At 36.5% G+C, this 17,926-nt stretch carries 19 protein-coding genes; 8 read left to right on the top strand and 11 right to left on the bottom strand.

Going from position 1 to position 17,926, the window contains the following annotated elements; all coding sequences use genetic code 11:
- Positions 1-9: 9 nt before the first annotated feature.
- Positions 10-1,023 (bottom strand): Rpn family recombination-promoting nuclease/putative transposase, encoded by a 1,014-nt coding sequence (locus WC623_RS15155; RefSeq protein WP_372852517.1) that lies wholly within the window; start codon positions 1,021-1,023, stop codon positions 10-12.
- Between the two features lie 248 nt (positions 1,024-1,271).
- Here WC623_RS15155 and WC623_RS15150 point away from each other — a divergent pair, with 248 nt between their 5' ends.
- The 4 genes from WC623_RS15150 (at position 1,272) to WC623_RS15135 (ending at position 4,321) form a co-directional block, all read left to right on the top strand.
- Positions 1,272-1,823, top strand: a complete 552-nt coding sequence (locus tag WC623_RS15150; protein WP_372852515.1) for an RNA polymerase sigma factor — start codon at positions 1,272-1,274, stop codon at positions 1,821-1,823.
- A 1-nt stretch (position 1,824) separates the two neighbouring features.
- Complete coding sequence (locus tag WC623_RS15145) at positions 1,825-2,655, top strand: anti-sigma factor domain-containing protein (RefSeq protein ID WP_372852513.1); 831 nt, start codon at positions 1,825-1,827, stop codon at positions 2,653-2,655.
- A gap of 3 nt (positions 2,656-2,658) precedes the next feature.
- Positions 2,659-3,516 carry a helix-turn-helix domain-containing protein gene (locus tag WC623_RS15140; protein ID WP_372852511.1) on the top strand — a complete coding sequence of 286 codons (858 nt, stop codon included), beginning with the start codon at positions 2,659-2,661 and terminating at the stop codon, positions 3,514-3,516.
- A 79-nt stretch (positions 3,517-3,595) separates the two neighbouring features.
- Positions 3,596-4,321, top strand: a complete 726-nt coding sequence (locus tag WC623_RS15135) for an FAD-binding oxidoreductase (protein ID WP_372852509.1) — start codon at positions 3,596-3,598, stop codon at positions 4,319-4,321.
- Positions 4,322-4,382: 61 nt separating this feature from the next.
- On the opposite strand, the gene WC623_RS15130 is transcribed toward WC623_RS15135, so the two are convergent.
- Positions 4,383-5,222: a ferritin-like domain-containing protein gene (locus tag WC623_RS15130; RefSeq protein WP_372852507.1), complete on the bottom strand. Its 840-nt coding sequence runs from the start codon at positions 5,220-5,222 to the stop codon at positions 4,383-4,385.
- A gap of 12 nt (positions 5,223-5,234) precedes the next feature.
- Complete coding sequence (locus WC623_RS15125; protein WP_372852505.1) at positions 5,235-5,915, bottom strand: ferritin-like domain-containing protein; 681 nt, start codon at positions 5,913-5,915, stop codon at positions 5,235-5,237.
- 163 nt (positions 5,916-6,078) lie between these two features.
- On the opposite strand from WC623_RS15125, the gene hscA reads away from it, so the two are divergent.
- Positions 6,079-7,935 (top strand): Fe-S protein assembly chaperone HscA, encoded by a 1,857-nt coding sequence (gene hscA, locus WC623_RS15120; protein ID WP_372852503.1) that lies wholly within the window; start codon positions 6,079-6,081, stop codon positions 7,933-7,935.
- A 39-nt stretch (positions 7,936-7,974) separates the two neighbouring features.
- Positions 7,975-8,838 carry a zinc dependent phospholipase C family protein gene (locus tag WC623_RS15115; protein WP_372852502.1) on the top strand — a complete coding sequence of 288 codons (864 nt, stop codon included), beginning with the start codon at positions 7,975-7,977 and terminating at the stop codon, positions 8,836-8,838.
- Here WC623_RS15115 and WC623_RS15110 read toward each other — a convergent pair.
- The 8 genes from WC623_RS15110 to WC623_RS15075 all read right to left on the bottom strand — a co-directional run bounded on the left by WC623_RS15110 (position 8,835) and on the right by WC623_RS15075 (position 16,074).
- Entirely contained in the window at positions 8,835-9,536 is a 702-nt protein-coding gene (locus WC623_RS15110; RefSeq protein ID WP_372852500.1) for a DedA family protein, read from the bottom strand. The two genes, WC623_RS15115 and WC623_RS15110, sit on opposite strands and share 4 nt — an antisense overlap.
- Before the next feature lie 95 nt (positions 9,537-9,631).
- Entirely contained in the window at positions 9,632-10,339 is a 708-nt protein-coding gene (locus WC623_RS15105) for a DUF4397 domain-containing protein (protein WP_372852498.1), read from the bottom strand.
- Between the two features lie 76 nt (positions 10,340-10,415).
- The gene (gene dnaN, locus WC623_RS15100; RefSeq protein ID WP_349785465.1) at positions 10,416-11,540 is read right to left on the bottom strand and encodes a DNA polymerase III subunit beta; all 1,125 of its coding nucleotides are present in this window, start codon (positions 11,538-11,540) and stop codon (positions 10,416-10,418) included.
- Between the two features lie 35 nt (positions 11,541-11,575).
- Positions 11,576-13,252, bottom strand: a complete 1,677-nt coding sequence (gene gldG / locus WC623_RS15095; protein WP_372852496.1) for a gliding motility-associated ABC transporter substrate-binding protein GldG — start codon at positions 13,250-13,252, stop codon at positions 11,576-11,578.
- Positions 13,246-13,974 (bottom strand): gliding motility-associated ABC transporter permease subunit GldF, encoded by a 729-nt coding sequence (gldF, locus tag WC623_RS15090; protein ID WP_372852494.1) that lies wholly within the window; start codon positions 13,972-13,974, stop codon positions 13,246-13,248. The genes gldG and gldF overlap by 7 nt, the downstream gene beginning before the upstream one ends.
- A 39-nt stretch (positions 13,975-14,013) precedes the next feature.
- Positions 14,014-14,532 (bottom strand): hypothetical protein, encoded by a 519-nt coding sequence (locus tag WC623_RS15085; protein ID WP_372852492.1) that lies wholly within the window; start codon positions 14,530-14,532, stop codon positions 14,014-14,016.
- Positions 14,533-14,713: 181 nt separating this feature from the next.
- Positions 14,714-15,244, bottom strand: coding sequence for a hypothetical protein (locus WC623_RS15080; RefSeq protein WP_372852490.1), 531 nt, complete (start codon positions 15,242-15,244; stop codon positions 14,714-14,716).
- A gap of 119 nt (positions 15,245-15,363) precedes the next feature.
- Positions 15,364-16,074, bottom strand: a complete 711-nt coding sequence (locus tag WC623_RS15075; RefSeq protein ID WP_372852488.1) for an ATP-binding cassette domain-containing protein — start codon at positions 16,072-16,074, stop codon at positions 15,364-15,366.
- Positions 16,075-16,156: 82 nt separating this feature from the next.
- Here WC623_RS15075 and WC623_RS15070 point away from each other — a divergent pair, with 82 nt between their 5' ends.
- A complete protein-coding gene (locus tag WC623_RS15070) occupies positions 16,157-17,641 on the top strand; it encodes a glycine--tRNA ligase (protein ID WP_372852486.1) in 1,485 nt (494 codons plus the stop codon).
- A gap of 120 nt (positions 17,642-17,761) precedes the next feature.
- Positions 17,762-17,890 carry a hypothetical protein gene (locus WC623_RS15065; RefSeq protein ID WP_372852484.1) on the top strand — a complete coding sequence of 43 codons (129 nt, stop codon included), beginning with the start codon at positions 17,762-17,764 and terminating at the stop codon, positions 17,888-17,890.
- The last annotated feature ends 36 nt before the right edge of the window (positions 17,891-17,926 follow it).

The following is a 17,926-nucleotide window of genomic DNA, read 5'->3' as shown; positions in this document are numbered from 1 at the left end:
AATTACTGGCTATAGCTTCTCTATTTCTTCTATAGATAGTTTAGTGAATTTTGAAATTTTATCAACAGGAAATTTATCCTTTTTCATTTCACGGGCAATTTCCAAACTTCTTTGATAAATTCCTTTCTCAATTCCTTTTTCAATTCCTTTCTCAATTCCCTGTTTCTCCCGTCTTTCCATTAATATCTCTATAACGCCCATAGGTTCTTTATTTCCTTTTAATTGTTCAACTTCTTCTTCAAACTTAATCATCATTTCCGGCTTCTCAAAACTTACGTAGTAAGTCAGAAATGCCATAATTTTATCCCGTTTCCTTTTATCCAACTTCCTTTTGATCAATTCACGTGTCAAATCAATCTTAATCCTTTTTAAATCTTCGTCCTTAATTTTCTTGTTTTTTAAAGCCATTAGAACTGTTAATGCTACAACAGCAAAAGGATTAGGATTCGCCCTCAACTCTGCTTCATCCTGATCAAAAATCTTATAGGTATTAAATTCGTAACTAAGCTTTGTGCCCAGATATTCCTCTTTATATGATTTAGGATGGTAACTTTTAACATCGTCTATTAAAACTGCAAATGCAGTGATTGATGTATTGTGCTTGTCTTTGGTTCTATAAAAATACCGGAACATCCTTAATCCCAAATCTTCGTGTCCCTTGTTACCCTGAACCTCTACATGCACAAGTATAAATTTAGAACCCCCATCTTTTAAATACACTTTAACTAATTTATCAACGAATCTTACCCCAACAGCATTCACTTCTGGAGGGAAGAATCGATTAAATTCCTTGTCAAGAAAAACAAACTTCTTATTGAAATTAAATAGCCCATCAGCATCTGAAAAAAAGAAACGTAAAAAATCTTCAAAAACATCGTCCAAAATCCCTTTCCACAACTCATCATCTCTTCTGGATGGTTTTTTATTGGTTCTTTGTTCTCGTTTTGCGACTGGCTTCTTTCGCACAGTAACCAGGTTCAGGTCTTCTAACATATTTATATCTGAAAGTATGTTAGCAAACATAATGAGACTATAAACATGATCTCTCCTTTATTTCAATTTCAGAGGAAAACGCAGTTCCACCTTGTGTTTTTAAAATAAAATATGGCTTCCCTTATCCTAAACTTGATCATTTAAAATATACTATTGTTCGGCAGAACCTAGGCTGCTTATTAAAGTTCATTCTATAATCACCCTACCCTACAATTAACTCACTGAAAACAAAACAAATATTTCGTAGATCATGTTATAATCTCTATATTACAGATCAATTGAGCACAATAAATAAAGTATCCCTTTCTGAAGAAGAACTCATTAGTAAACTGAAAAGTCGGGATACGTTGGCTATACGCGCATTGTACGATATGTATTCCTCGGCCTTATTTGGAGTAATCTCCAGGCTAGTACCCCACACAGAAGTAGCCGAAGATATTTTACAAGAAACTTTCATTAAAATATGGAACGCTGCTGACAGCTATGATAGTAGTAAAGGTCGTTTGTTTACCTGGATGATGAATATTGCACGTAATCTGTCTATCGACAAAGTGCGTTCTAAAGATTTTAGAAATTCAGAAAAAAACCAAGACATCGATAATAACGTAGATTTCATTGATGCACAAAAAGAAATTACCTTTAATGCAGATTTACTGGGATTGAAAGATATAGTTGATACACTAAAACCTGAATACAATAATGTATTAGATATGGTGTATTTTAAAGGCTATACACATGTTGAAACTGCTGAAGAATTGAACTTACCTTTGGGTACCGTAAAAACACGCCTCAGAATGGCAATTTTAGAGCTTAGAAAGTATTTTAATTAAATTGGAAGAACTAAAAACATATATTGAATCAGGCATACTTGAGCTTTACGTTCTAGGGCAATTAAATGCAATAGAACAAGCCGAAGTAGAAGATATGGCAGCAAAACATCCTGAAATAAAACAGGAGATTGAAGCTATTGAAATTGCTATGGAACAGTATGCACAAAAAAACGCAGTAGCACCTAATCCCAATATTGAAAGTAAAATATTAGCCGAGATAAGTAAACCTTCTGTGCAGGATGCAATCCCTATTATTCCATTTAATTATGCGCCTTACGAATCGAAAATAAAAACCTTACGTATTGCACTTGCAGCATGTGCTGCATTACTTGTTGTTAGTGGCGTTGCACTGTATAATACACACAATGAATTAGGCAATGCTAAAGATCAAATTGCATTACTAAGCACTGAGAAAGAACAATATACTACTACAGTAAATTATATTAAGCAGTCGAATGCTGATTTGCAAAAGATTGCAGATATGGTGACCAATCCAGCCTGGAAAATTGTACAGCTTGCTGGAACAAAGATGGATCCCAATGCTAAAATGGTAGTTTATTGGGATACTTCTAAGCAAAATGTAATTGTAGATCAATCGAAAATGCAACTCCCACTAAATGATGCTGATCATCAATATCAGCTTTGGGCTCTTGTAAATGGTAAACCTGTAGATTTAGGTGTATTTGATGTGAAAGCTGACAGTTCACAAATTCTGATAAACATGAAAGCTATTGCGGATGCGCAAACTTTTGCTGTTACCCTGGAAAAACGTGGCGGAAGTCCAACACCAACCATGACTCAGCTTATTGTTGCGGGTAATGTTTCTATATAAATATTGAAAGTAAAATCTGACATACCAGTTTTTAATCAAAGTAGCGAAGCGATTGGCGGAATCCATGTTGTAAAATTATTTACCAAGGACACAGACTATCCAACTGAAAAAATGGGTGTCCATAGAGATGATTACTTTATCTTCTTTGTATTAACAGAAGGTAATGTTGTGATACTCTGCGACGGGGAAGAAGTTGTATTAGAATCAATTGGTGTTGGATTTATTAGACCTTTTCAAGTACATTCTGTTAAGCAAATTACGAACAATACGATTGGATATTTTATAAGCATTGCACCTTTTCTGATTCCTGACAGTTGTTTAGAAATATTTCAAAGTATAGCAATAGCTGAACAAGGAAAAAAAATAGATGGTATTTTTCAAGAAGATCTTATTAGTCATATTTCATTATTGTATAACTCTTTTCACACACAAAAACAAAACAAACCACAAATTATCAATGGACTTTTCAACGCTTTGATTTACGAATTTGCAGATTTGTTTCAATCGTCAGAAAAAACTATCCCTAAAGCCAAAAATCAATCAGCTTTGATTTCTACAAATTTTAAGAAACTCATCAATAGAAATAATTTTTTAAAAAGCCCTTCATTTTTTGCAAAAAAACTAAACATTAGTCCTTCGCATTTGACTGACTGTGTAAGCGAAAATACTGGAAAATCACCAACATATTGGCTTCAAAACGCTATGATTATAGAAGCTCAAAGGTTCTTGTATTACACCGAAAATGATGTAAAAGAAATTGCTTTTACTCTTGGATTTGAAGATCATTCCTATTTTTCAAGAATATTTAAGAAAGTAACTAATGAAACCCCAATAAGTTTTCGAAGAAAATTCCGTAAATAGTCCTATCATTACCCCTATATATCTATCTATAAATTTTCAGGCTTGTATCAATTTTGCATAAAATTAATACAGCGCAATTATGCCAACAGCACCAAAATTTATAGGCGATTTTCTTGAGTTTGCTTTTAGTAACAGAATTTGTAAAGTAAGTGTGGTTTCAACTGAAATGATAAGCAAAAAAGTTAAAGCTATTATATTTAAAGGGACATTTCCGAATGTCAAATTCAAAATAGGACAAGCTATAATAATTCGAGTTGACAACAGGAATTATAGAAATTATACGCCCAGTAAATGGGATAGCGAACTAGGAACATTTGAAGTCATTTTTCATATTCACGGAAATGGACCGGGAAGTCATTTTATAAATAATCTACAAACCGGCGACCAATTAACTATTGGTTTACCCAGAGGTTTTAATATTTATAAACAAGAAGCTAAACATCATTTCTTCTTTGGGGATGAAACTTGTATAAGTGTTTTCAAAAGCCTAAAGGACAAAGTAAATGGTGACGAGAATAATTACTTGGGCATTTTGGAAATGGACGATATTTCTATTCAAGAACTAAAAAACACAGGGCTGATGTTGGATATGGTACCAAAATCAATAAACAAAGCTGAATATGCAATTGATAGTTTAAGAAACTTAGATGTTAAAATTTGGGACTTATGGAAAAACGGATATTTTTATTTGATGGGCAATGCAAAATCAATCCAAACATTTAGAAAAGCGTTAAAAGAGAAAGGAATACAAAGTAATAACATTTATACACAACCATTTTGGGCAGACGGTAAAGTGGGACTTTAAAATATAAAACCCCGCAGGTGATTAGAAACCTACGGGGCATTACTATTTACCTAACTGTTCTTTATTTGATAAATAAACTAGCTATAGCTAAGACAGCTGGTTTAGTTAAAGGTTCGTCAAAGCTTTCTACAGCCGCAGCTTTTGTTACACCGGTAGCTATGCCTGTAATGGTTATACCAGCCTGCGCATCGAGATTTTCACCTGCATAAACATCATTAACGGCAGCAATCCCAGTATCATTGGCAACATCACCAGGTCCAAGACTGATCCAGGGTTTGATGGTCGCTCCGCGCGCCGCTCTCATTGAACGTATATGTGCAGCGTGACGAGCTTCTACTGAATGAATTTGCAAGGCTGTAGTTAAAACTGCCATTCCTTTTAGTGCGGTTGCTTGTCCTTTATATGCCCTTACCCCTGTATCCTCAAATGCTTGTGCTACGGCAAGAAAAGTATCATAATTTGTATATACTGTTGGAAAGGTGTTCTTGGCTGTAAAGTCGAACTGATCATAAGTAAAAGAAACCGGCGTACCACCATTAGCTGTAATTGCGCCTTTCAGTAAATCTACGTGTGCTTTTTCATGATCACGGATTGTCGTAATTGCGGTAGTTGCAGCTCCAGCCGGAATTAGACCAGGAGCTGCAAGTAAAGAATGGTTATAAAAATGATATTCCAGATATTCGAGAGTTAAAGCATAGTTTAACACATCAATGACCGCGGATGGCGCAGTTTGTCCGTATGCCTTTGTAAACATGGAACCCAATGCAAGTGGTGCGGCAGATAAAGCAACTTTTTTCCCAAGATTAAAAAAATCTTTCATTGCTGCTCTTCTCGGGTTTAATCTCTCATAGATCTCACCATCTACTTTTTCTATCTCTTCTAATATATTTACAATATTCATGTTTTCTAAGGTTTAAAGGTTAATGACATTAATTTTGGTCTTGATGAATTTTCCGGCAGCAGCCAAAACTTTATCAGGCGATAAAGCCATATCCAAGCCCTGAGCATTGACCACTTCTGCATTTGCAAAGCTTCCGTTCGAAATTAAATCGCGAACATAAGCTGCGTGGCGGGCTTCAACAGATACAATTTTACCAGCGGCTACCAGATAAGCATCTGTTTTAATACGAGCCCCGGCACCATTATATGCAGCAACACCTAAATCTTCAAAAGCCTTAGCCGCATTTAAAACACTAGTACGATCATTAAAATTTATAGTGGAAAAATCCACTTCCAGACTACCTATTGCAGCAGTATTCAATGCTTTTTTAAAAAACTCTCTGTGTGCGATTTCATGAAATTGAATATCCTGAAAATATGTTTTTTCGGCTGGACTGAATGTAGTAGGCGGTTTAGAAGCTACCTGAATATAAAATGCTGCTTCAAGTTGCTCTAAAGCATAAGCGTAATTTAATACGCCAAAATCATCCTTAAAATCTAATGTAACCCCCGAAGGCATCGGCCCATTGTTTCTGTCTTTTTTGCAACCCACTGCAACTAAAGCCATAGCTGCAGCTCCCGCCCCTGCAAACTGGAGGAAAGAACGACGCTGCAATGGTGCAGTCAGCATACTTTTTTCTTGTAAATTTTTCATAGTCTTTTAAGTTTAAATGTCTAAAGGAACTGCTTGTACAGTCCACTAACTTTTTGGTTCTAAAGTTTTATATGGAGACTTACGAAAGAAAAGTGCATCCGGTTTTCAAACATTGCAACATTCCAACAAAAAAGACCCGAAACATTCCTAAATTTGCCAGACTATGGCAAAGATCTCCATTAACCTGGCAACAGGTTCCCTGCAAAAAGAAGAAATCATCGTTGGAATTGATTTGGGTACTACGAATAGTTTAGTGGCATTTATCAATCCCGATAAAAAACCCATTGTGATTAATGATACTGGAAAAGGCCTTTTAGTTCCTTCTGTAGTTCATTTCAACAAACAAGGCGATTCTATTGTAGGTACTGAAGCTAAAGAGTTTTTAACCACAGATCCTGAAAATACTATATTCTCAGTAAAACGCCTATTAGGCCGTTCTTATAAAGATGTCGCTGGTCACCAGGATACTTTTTCTTATAAAATCATTGATGACGAGAACGATTCACTGGTAAAGATAAAAGCGGGAGATAAATTCTATACTCCTATTGAGTTATCAGCAGAGATTTTAAAAGAATTAAAAGCACGTGCAGAACATGCATTAAAGACGCCTGTAAACAGAGCTGTCATTACAGTCCCTGCTTACTTTAACGATAGTCAGCGCCAAGCTACCAGAGATGCGGGTAGATTAGCTGGATTGGATGTTTTAAGAATCGTTAACGAACCAACAGCCGCCAGTCTGGCTTATGGAATCGGTCTTGATCCTACTCAACAAAAAACTATTGCAGTATACGATCTGGGTGGTGGAACATTTGACGTTTCTATTCTTTCTATACAGAACGGCATATTTGAAGTTTTGGCTACTAATGGTAATACATTTTTAGGGGGCGATGATTTTGACCGTGCAATTGTTCACTACTGGATAGAGAAAAATAAAATTGATCCGGCTAAACTTGCAGAAGATGCGTCATTAATGCAATCATTAAGATTAAAAGCTGAAGCTGCTAAAAAAGCCTTAAGTACCCAGAACCTATTTAATGAACAAATGGGCGATATCTGGTGTACATTAGATAAACAAACATTTGAGCAACTTATCGCTCCAAAAGTTCAGGAAACCATTAGCTCCTGCAAACAAGCATTGAGTGATGCAAAATTAACTGTAGCTGAGATTGATGAAGTAGTATTGGTTGGCGGATCAACCAGAACACCTTATGTTAAATCGCAGGTAGCTGAATTCTTTGGCATTCAGCCTCATGATCAGATCAATCCTGATGAAGTAGTTGCCCTTGGTGCAGCAATTCAGGCAGATATTCTTGCCGGAAACCGTTCTGACATTCTTCTGCTTGACGTAACACCACTTTCGTTAGGGATTGAAACAATGGGAGGATTAATGGATGTGATTATCCCGAGAAATTCAAAAGTACCTACTAAGGCTGGCCGACAATACACAACTTCGGTTGATGGGCAGGTAAACATGAAGATCACTGTTTTCCAGGGAGAACGTGATTTGGTACAGGAAAACAGAAGACTTGCAGAATTTGACCTGAAAGGAATCCCAGCAATGCCAGCAGGCCTGCCAAAGGTTGACATTAACTTTATCCTGAATGCCGACGGTATTCTTACAGTACAAGCAGTAGAATTACGCTCAGGCGTTAAACAGGAGATAGATATTAAACCTAGTTATGGTTTAACAGATGATACAGTTGAAAAAATGCTGGTAGACAGTATTACTCATGCTAAAAGTGATGTAGAACAGCGTATGCTGATTGAAGCAAGAAGTGAGGGTGAACAATTGGTATATACTGCAGAACGTTTTATTGAAAAACATGCGACATACCTTACAGAAGCTGAAATAGCTGATACCAAAACACATATTGAAGCTTTAAAAGTAGCATTGACAAATCCCCAAAAGGATGAAATCCTTAAAAAGGCCGATGAGCTAAATGAATTCACCCGTCCATTTGCCGAAAGGGTGATGGATGTAGCAGTTTCTGCTGCTATGAAAGGAAAAAGTATAGAATAAATTACCAGGCAATAGCCCAATTGATATAGACTTACAGTAATGAAAAATCTATTCGTTACTGTAAGTCTAATCGTTATCCTTATCACCTGCAGCTCCTGGGGTTTCTACGCCCATATGCGCATCAACCATTTAGCCGTTTTTACGCTCCCTGCTGGCATCAATTCTTTTTATAAGAACAACATCAAATACATTTCAGATCATGCTGTAGACCCTGATAAACGGAGGTATGCAGATACGGCTGAAGCTGCAAGACACTTTTTGGATGTAGAATTATATGAGAAACATATAGATAGCATCCCCTACAAATGGGAAGATGCATTAAAACGCTATGGGTGGACTAAACTAAACAAGAATGGTATCTTACCCTGGCAGATCCAAAAAAGCTATTATAAACTTGTCAATGCTTTTAAAGAGAAAGATTCCTTAAAAATATTAATCTATTCCGCCTATTTAGGCCATTATATTGCAGATGCACATGTTCCACTGCATACCACACAAAACCATAATGGTCAACTCACAAGCCAATTGGGCATACATGCTTTTTGGGAAAGTCGTTTACCAGAACTATTTGCAAAACGTTATAACTATGTTGTTGGAACTGCCCGTTATATAGAGAATCCTTTAAAAGAAGCCTGGAAGATTGTGAAGAATACGCATACCATGGTAGATACGGTATTACATTTTGAAGCCAGGTTAAGTAAAGAATTTCCGGCCCACAAAAAGTATAGCTATTCTAAAAGAAACAATCAATTATTGAGGCAATATTCCTTTGCCTATTCAAAAGCATATCACGATAGAATGGAAAATATGGTTGAGCGACAAATGCGCTCAGCCATATTAAGTATCGGATCATATTGGTATACTGCCTGGATTGATGCCGGACAGCCAATATTAAAATATTAGTTTGTTTTTTCTTCTTCCTCTGGAGTAAGTGCTTCGTCCAGTACTTCCACTACAGGTTTCTTTTGAAATTTAGATTTCAAAGCTGCATATACTGCTGGGAAGAAAGTAACGACTGCGATTACAATAATTACAACATCGAAGTTCTTTTTAACTACAGGAATTTGCCCCAGTAAAAAGCCAGCCAATAATAAACCAGCAATCCAGGCTACCCCACCAACAACATTGAATAGGGTAAATCTTCCGAAAGGCATTTTTGCTACACCAGCCACAAAAGGAGCAATAGTTCTAAAAATAGGTAAGAACCTACTGAAGATTATAGCTTTACCACCATGCTTTTCAAAAAACTCATGCGATTGATTGTAGTATTCTAACTTAAGAATCTTATTCCCCGGTTTAAATACCTTTACACCAAAAAAGCTCCCGAGTTTATAATTCAGGGAGTTTCCTAAAATTGCAGCAACGATGAGCAAGATCATCATTACCCAAATACTCAAACCAGTATTTCCGCCGGCAATTAATGCACCCATTGCGAAAAGCAAAGAATCTCCTGGCAAAAATGGTGTTACCACAAAGCCTGTTTCAGCGAAAATGATTAAAAAAAGGATAGCGTAGGTCCAGGTACTGTAATCTCTGATGATTTCTTCCAGGTGCTTGTCAATGTGCAGGAGGAAGTCTATTAAAAAACTGAAAAATTCCAAATCTTATAAATTAAGCCCAAAAATAAATATATCATGGCATAAACCATGATATATTTATAAATAGAAATGTCATATTAATTTTATTCTTTATTAAACTAGTTCTGTTCGAAAATATGTCCGATTAACTGTTTATTGGCAGGATCAGTGTTTCCATCAATCCATATCGTATAAGTTTTACCGGCAACAATAGCACCATCATAATCAGTAGCAGTAAGCCAGCCAGTTGCAGAAAAAGAAAACTTTGTACCTGCATCAACTGGAAAAAAATCTGAAATAGCTTGAGCACCTAAAGAAGGAATAGTAGGAGAAACTACACCAACTGTATGCACTGTTAATTGACTGTTTAAAGTAGTGTTCAAATTAATAAATCTTACATTCGCTTTGCCAGCAACAGGATTACTTGCTACATCAGGAACCGGAGCCAATACCAATTTGCCTTCAGGATGTTTAAAATACAAAAAAGTAAATCGGTCGCCAATAGAAACGTTCCCTTGAATACTTGCATTTACTACAGTAGAACCCGCATCATTCAAGTTAAAAGCATTCTGCCCTGAAGTAATTGTCAAATTTTCGGAGGTTGCTCCATAGGCCAGAGGTGTTGTGCTTTTTTTAGTTCCATTCACATAGAAATCTTGTGCGGCTGAGCCATGTAAAGCATTAACAAATCTGATTTTAGCATCACCTACCGGCTCAGGTACAGGATCATATTTTTTACCACAAGAAGCAACTAATACTATTACGCTTAGACAAACTACCATGAAAACTTTTCCAGCTTTCGATGATAATAAAAATGATGGTTTCATATCTTTATTTTTAGAATCGTTAAAAACAAAATGGCTCGGTCAAAAACCAAGCCATTCTAGCTAATTATTTTAAGTACTAATTGTAATTGTTTAACATTACAGGCATTACAAGCATCAGAACATCCTCATTTTCATCATTAGTCTGAGGGATTAATAAGCCTGCGCGATTTGGTGTTGAAAGCTCCAGAGTTACTTCCTCTCCACTTAAATTACTCAACATCTCGATAAGGAATTTAGCATTAAATCCGATTTCAAGATCTTCACCTTCATACTGGCAGCTTAGGCGCTCATGTGCTTCATTAGCGAAATCAAGATCTTCAGAAGAGATGTTTAATTCACTGCCATTAATTTTTAAACGTACCTGGTGTGTAGTTTTATTTGCAAAAATCACTACCCTACGTAATGTATTTAAGAACAAAGCTCTGTCGATAACCAATTTGTTAGGGTTATTTGCAGGAATAACAGCTTCATAATCTGGATAACGCTCATCAATCAGGCGACAAACAAGGTTAATATTTTCAAATTTAAAGAATGCACTTGTAGCATTATAATCTACAGAAACATTGATATCAGTTGATGGTAAAGCAGCTTTTAACAAGGTCAAAGCTTTTTTCGGCAAAATAAAAGAAGAACTCTTTTCACCTTTGCTATCCATACGCCTATATCTTACCAATTTATGCGCGTCGGTAGCTACAAAAGTAATATGCTGCTCAGAAAGCTGACAAAATACACCAGTCATTGCAGGGCGAAGTTCATCACTACTTACCGCAAAAATAGTTTTTGTAATCGCTTCAGTTAATACAGAAGCAGGTAAATTCACAGAAGAAGCATTTTCTACTACTGGAATTTTCGGAAAATCGTCACCGTTCTCTCCACTTAATTTATACTTACCATCACCTGCACTGATCTCGATAGAGAAAGTACTGTCATCAATATTGAATGATATTGGTTGATCAGGTAATGTTTTTAAAGTGTCTAACAGGATTCTTGCCGGTACTGCAACTTTCCCGCCTTCTTTAGATTCAACAGGCAATGAGGTAGTCATACTAGTCTGCAAATCTGTAGCAGAGATCGTTAAATTTCCATCTTTAATCTCAAACAGGAAATTTTCCAGTATAGGTAAAACAGTGCTGCTGCTCGATGCACCGTTAACAGTTTGCAAATGTTTTAATAGCGTTGATGTGGATACAATAAATCTCATAATTATGATCTAGTAAGTTCTCAAAAATATAAAAATTACCGTGTATACTTATGTTTACGGTAATAATGTTGAAAAATTGCAAAGGATATTAACAATAGTAAAGGTACAATTATATTAATCAGTTGCCATTGTAACTTTTCGGCACGCAGCTTAGTCTTATCCAATAACCTGATCTTAACCTCTTTATTGCGTAAACTGATTAAATTATTATCATTGGACAGATAATCTGCGATATTTAATAACAATGCTTTATTTCCAAAATTTCTTTGTGAATACCTATCAAAACCCAATGGAAATGTAGATCCATCCCTCCCACTTACCTGATTTTTGAAAATATCACCATCTCCAATTACAATCATTTTTGTGGGTTTGCTAAGTTGAGGTGATCCATAATCCTTTTCAATGCCTGCAGGTAAGGCGCGGTTTAAAAAGACAGAAGGAAATTCTCCTTCTAATAATACCCCTACAGTACGTGGCACACTAGCATAGTCACGCGGATCAGGCTGTTCGGCCACCATTTGTAAAGAAAGCATTTGAGGTGCATTAAAAACCTTATTAAATGATGAGGTCTGAAGTATAGACTTTTTACTGATTCCTTTAACACCAATGGTATCAACTGTACTTACAAACTCAGTCCGGATATTATCAATATTTTTTACAATTGAGCTTGATGAATCTGGCATTAGTAAGGGGTAATATACCCATGGCGCCATTTGTATTTGTGCTTGTGCACCACCCATTGCCAAAGGTATTTCAGCACAGTTTGCATCAGCAACAAGGTTGTAATTGATTCTTGCACCATACATAAACAACATATCATCAAGATTCAGTTTTCTGTTAAAAGCCAGCTGTTCACCACCTTTTAAACTATCCAGATCTGCCCCTACCTGATCAATGCTCCATACTACTCTACCGCCATTCATCACAAAATAATTAATCTTGTACTTCTGGGCTTCAGTAAATTCCTTTTGTGGCTTGGTAATAAACAGTAATTTCAATTTATCCAACCCACTTTTATCAATCTGATCCAGATTCACTCGTCCAACTTCATAACTTTCAGAAAGGCTCTTGATGGCATCGTGTAAGTATACATCAGGCAATTCACCATTCCCTTCTGTAAAACCAATCCGAGGATGCTCACCACTCAGCACTTTTTGCATACCCGAAGTGAACAGATATTCCAGGTTTTGAATAGAATTATTTATATTTTCCTCATAATTACCAGTTGCGTCGAGATTCTGTAACAACTTTACTGGAAGAAGTTTCCCGTCGGCAGCAATCATTGCCATTGGAAAAATAGTCTTCTGAGCGAAGCCATTATCGTTCTTAATATTCAATGTTGTAGCTTCAATGCCGGCCTGATACAAATTATTAATTGCTGTATCTTGTTCAGCAGCAGATAAACCCGAAATAGGATCCACAAAAATCACCTTTATGTCTGTCCCAGCATAAGCTTTATAATCTGCCAATAAATCCTTCGTCGAATTTCTAAGTCGTTTAAAAGCAGCAGGTAGCTCACCATCTAAAAAAACAGTTATACTAACCGGGCTCTTTACATTCTTTAAGATTTCTTTAGATTTAGGGCTAAGTGTGTAACGTTGCTCTTTGGTAAAATCTATTCTGGTATAAAAATACTGCACGGCAATATTTAAAAGGACAATCGTTACTACAAAAGCAAGTATTCCAAGCCATTTACTCTTCTTATTTACCATTTCTTACCTCCAATTACTAAGCGGGTAAGACCTAAAAACACCATTACAAAACTGATAAAATAAACCAGGTCACGCGTGTCTAATACCCCACGACTAATAGACTGGTAATGTTCGTTGACACTTAGACTTAACAATACCGTTTCAAAATATTGTAGTCCAAATATCCTGCTCATTGCATCAAACCCCTGAAAAGTAATAAAACAGACAAATACAGCTACTGCGAATGCTATTACCTGGTTTTTCGTGATTGATGAAGCAAAAATACCAATAGCAGTAAATGCGGCTCCCAATAACAAAAGACCAATATAACTGCCAGTTACTGCACCTCCATCAATATTCCCTTTAGGAAAGCCCAATTCGGATATGGAATAGTAATAAATAAGCGTTGGGATCAGTGAAAAAAGCACCAATACCAAACAAGCCAGGTATTTAGCCATTATAATCTGCCAGTCTGTTATAGGCCGTGTGGCTAATAATATATAAGTTCCCTCCCTACGCTCTTCAGCAAAAGAGCGCATGGTAATTGCGGGAATTAAAAACATGAAAAGAAAAGGCACCAGGCTAAAAAAACCATTGAGTTCAGCATATCCATAATCCAGTATAGAAGTATCTGGAAAAAACCATAACAGCAAGCCCATGACCAAAAGAAAAATTCCGATGGTGATATAGGCCATCATGGAATTCAACAAACTAAATAATTCCCGTTTAAAAACTGCGTACATGCATTCAGATTATTAACGCCGAAGTTAGAAAATTATCCGCTAAAAATTGTATCCTGCCCTTATTCCTCCGAATGAACGTGTACCACCACTCCTGCTCCAGCTTTCATAACTCAGTCCAACATCTAATGTTCCGGAGTTCGAGATTTTAAATTCAGTGCCTATTTTTGGTGCATAAGTAAATGCAGTTCCTGTTCCGTAACCATTGGCTGTAGAGATCGCGACACCAAGCTCTGCGGCGCCATAAATTGTGGGAATGATAACATATCTTGCACCTGCTTTTATGGGTACATATCCTTCTTTGTATTTGATGTTGCTATAAATAGCAGGACCATGAAACCTCATATAACCGATGTTACCAGTGATACTTAAATTCTCGGTCAAAGGCTTTTGATACAGTAGTGAAACACCAATACCATAATCAGCAACGTCTTTATAACTTCCAACAGGAAATGCAGCATCCAGGCCTAGTCCAAGTTTAGCCTCGCCAGCTTTTGACTGAGCATATGTATTGCATAACATTAAAAATCCGGCTGCTGCCGTTAACAGTATTCTCTTCATTACAATCAAATTTTGATTAATCAGCGATATTATAAAAAATTATGTAGTTACACTGCCATATTCATGTTATTATAAAAATTCTAATTACTCGCATAGGATTAATAATGTTTAAAAGAAAAAGGTTGCCCGAAATACTTCGAACAACCTTTTTATAATATTCTTTACAGAATAAGTGTTTTAACTAGATACCGAAGTTAAATGCAGCTCTTAAACCGATGAAAGAAGCAGTTCCTCCACTTACTGAATGGCCTTCATAACGTGCACCTAATTCTACAGATGACTTATCAGAAACTTCAAATTCAACACCTGCTCCAGGAGCATAAATAAATGCAGTAGATCCTCCTTTTTCAGTAGAGAAACCAGCTCCCAATTCACCGTTTACAAAAAAGTTCTCACCAAAATAGTATCTCGCACCAGCTTTAACCGGAATAACCCCTACATTTCCACCTTTTACAGTAACACCACCAAAGTCAAAGTCCTTACCTTTGAAATTCAGATAACCTGCGCTTCCTGTTAATAATAAATTCTCAGCAACAGGATGTTGATATTGCAATGATCCACCAAATGCGAAGTCAGTTCCTTCACTTGCATCACCAATTGGAAATCCAAAATCCGCTCCAACACTTAATTTTGGAGATTTAATAACTTGTGCGTTAACACTTGAGAATGCAAATAAACCTGCAACTGCTGTTAATAGTAATAATTTTTTCATGTTTATATTTTTAATTTGATTTACTCCTTAGATACAAAAACTTTGCCATTGTTACACAATTAGAAAATTCCATATCTAAAACGCAAAAAAAAAGAGGTTACCTATGATCTTTCTTACCTCTACCCAGAAGTTAACTTTCTAAAAATATCCTCTAAACTACTACCTGGATGGCTAGCTTTCAATTCGGCAATAGAATTATTAGCTACAATATTCCCCTTGTTAATAATGATCACATCATCACAAATAGCTTCAACCTCCTGCATGATATGTGTAGAAAGAATAACCGTTTTATCTTTACCCAGACTTTTGATCAAATCTCTGATTTCTGAAAGCTGGTTAGGATCGAGCCCTGAAGTCGGTTCATCAAGAATCAATACTTCAGGATTATGAATAATAGCTTGAGCTAGTCCTACGCGTTGTTTATACCCTTTAGACAACATCGAAATCCTTTTATGTTGCTCTGCACCAAGCCCTACTTGTTTAATTGTCTCTTCAACTCTTAGAGATGCATTTTTCAACTGATAAGTATTGGCCACAAACAACAGAAATTCCTTTACATACATGTCCATATATAAAGGTGTATTTTCTGGTAGATAGCCCATGATCCTTCTTAAGGAGAGGCTTTGAGTCTGAGTATCAAAACCACATAAAGTTGCAGTACCTGAGGTAGGTGAAGTATAGCCAGTGAGCATACGCATAGTAGTAGATTTTCCTGCCCCATTTGGGCCCAAAAAACCTAAAATACGACCAGGCTTAACTTCAAAACTAATCCCATCAACTGCTTTTTGCTTATCGAAATGTTTGGATAATGCACTTACCTGAATACTCAATTTCTTAAATTTTTAATACTAATCGGATGATCAAACTCAAAAGTAGGAAAAACACCGTAATTTTATCTAAGTTTGCATCATTATGGCAAAGAATACTAACGACGAGCAACTTAAAAAAGTAATATCACACGCTAAGGAATACGGATTTGTATTTCAGAGCAGCGAAATTTATGACGGACTAAGCGCTGTATATGATTACGGCCAATTGGGTGCTGAATTAAAAAACAACCTTAAAACTTATTGGTGGAAATCAATGGTGCAAATGCATGAAAATATTGTAGGCATCGACTCTGCCATTTTTATGCATCCAAAGGTTTGGAAAGCCAGTGGTCACGTAGATGGTTTTAATGATCCGATGATAGACAATAAGGACTCAAAAAAACGTTACCGTGCCGACCAGTTATTAGAAGATAAAATTGCCCGTTATGAAAAAGACGGCAAAACAGATAAAGCAGCGCAGTTACAAGCTGATATGGATGATGCCTTAAAAGCGGAAAACTTGCCATTGCTTAAAAAACTAATTGAAGACCATGACATTGTGTGTCCTGTGAGTGGTACAAAAAACTGGACAGATGTACGACAGTTCAACCTGATGTTCAGTACGCAGTTTGGAGCTATGTCTGAAGATTCTGACGAGGTTTACCTACGTCCGGAAACTGCTCAAGGTATCTTCGTAAACTTCCTGAATGTACAAAAAACAGGACGTATGAAAATCCCTTTTGGAATTGCACAAATCGGAAAAGCATTTAGAAATGAAGTAATTGCACGTCAGTTCATCATGCGTATGCGTGAATTCGAGCAGATGGAAATGCAATTCTTTGTTCGCCCGGGCGAAGACCAAAAATGGTTTGCTTACTGGAAAGAAGCACGCTTAAAGTGGCATACTGCTTTGGGTACTCCAACGGAAAAATATCGTTTCCATGACCATGTTAAGTTAGCACATTATGCCAATGCTGCTACTGATATTGAATTTGAATTCCCATTCGGATTTAAAGAAGTAGAAGGTATTCATAGCCGTACTGATTTCGATTTGACACAACATCAGGAGTTCTCTGGTAAGAAGATGCAATACTTTGACAATGACTTAAATGAGGAAGGTAAGCCATATGGCAACTATGTTCCTTATGTTATTGAAACTTCAATTGGTTTGGATCGTCTGTTCTTGTTAACAATGACTAATGCACTTGAAGAGCAGGATCTAAGTGATGGAGATAAACAAGACAGCAGAACTTTATTACGCCTTCATCCTTGTCTGGCGCCTGTTAAAGTTGCCATATTCCCATTAACTAAGAAAGATGGATTGCCAGAAAAAGCAAGGGAAATCATGGATAGTTTAAAACTTGATTTCAACTGCGTTTATGAAGAAAAAGATGCTATTGGTAAACGCTACCGCCGTCAGGATGCTATAGGTACTCCTTTCTGTGTAACTGTAGATCATCAGACCCTTGAAGATAATACGGTAACGATTCGTCACCGTGATACAATGGAGCAGCAACGTATTGAGATCAGTCATCTTGATGAACTGATTGCAAGTAAAACAAGCTGGAAGACATTGTTAAGGAAGTAAAAAATAACCGTTCTCTTCGGAATCTGGCATCTTTTTCTGAAGTGAAAAAGCGCCTGAGGCTTCCTCAGTGAAGGTGATTTTTTCTTAAAGCATGATGCAGAAAAAAATAAAAAAAAGAGGATGTATTTATCATCCTCTTTTTGTACAAATAGTACTAAAGTTCTATTTGGGGTGACAGCCATGAACAAGGTATTTGCTTTAGATGCTGCTACAGGAAAGCTAAAATGGGAATACATAAAAACCCCATAACCTAAAGGTATACGGGGCTTTGTATTAAATGGAGAT

It is taken from the genome of Pedobacter sp. (assembly GCF_041645105.1).
Lineage (GTDB): Bacteria > Bacteroidota > Bacteroidia > Sphingobacteriales > Sphingobacteriaceae > Pedobacter.
The sequence above is the reverse complement of the archived record's forward strand: the minus strand, read 5'-3'. Positions and strand labels throughout refer to the sequence as shown.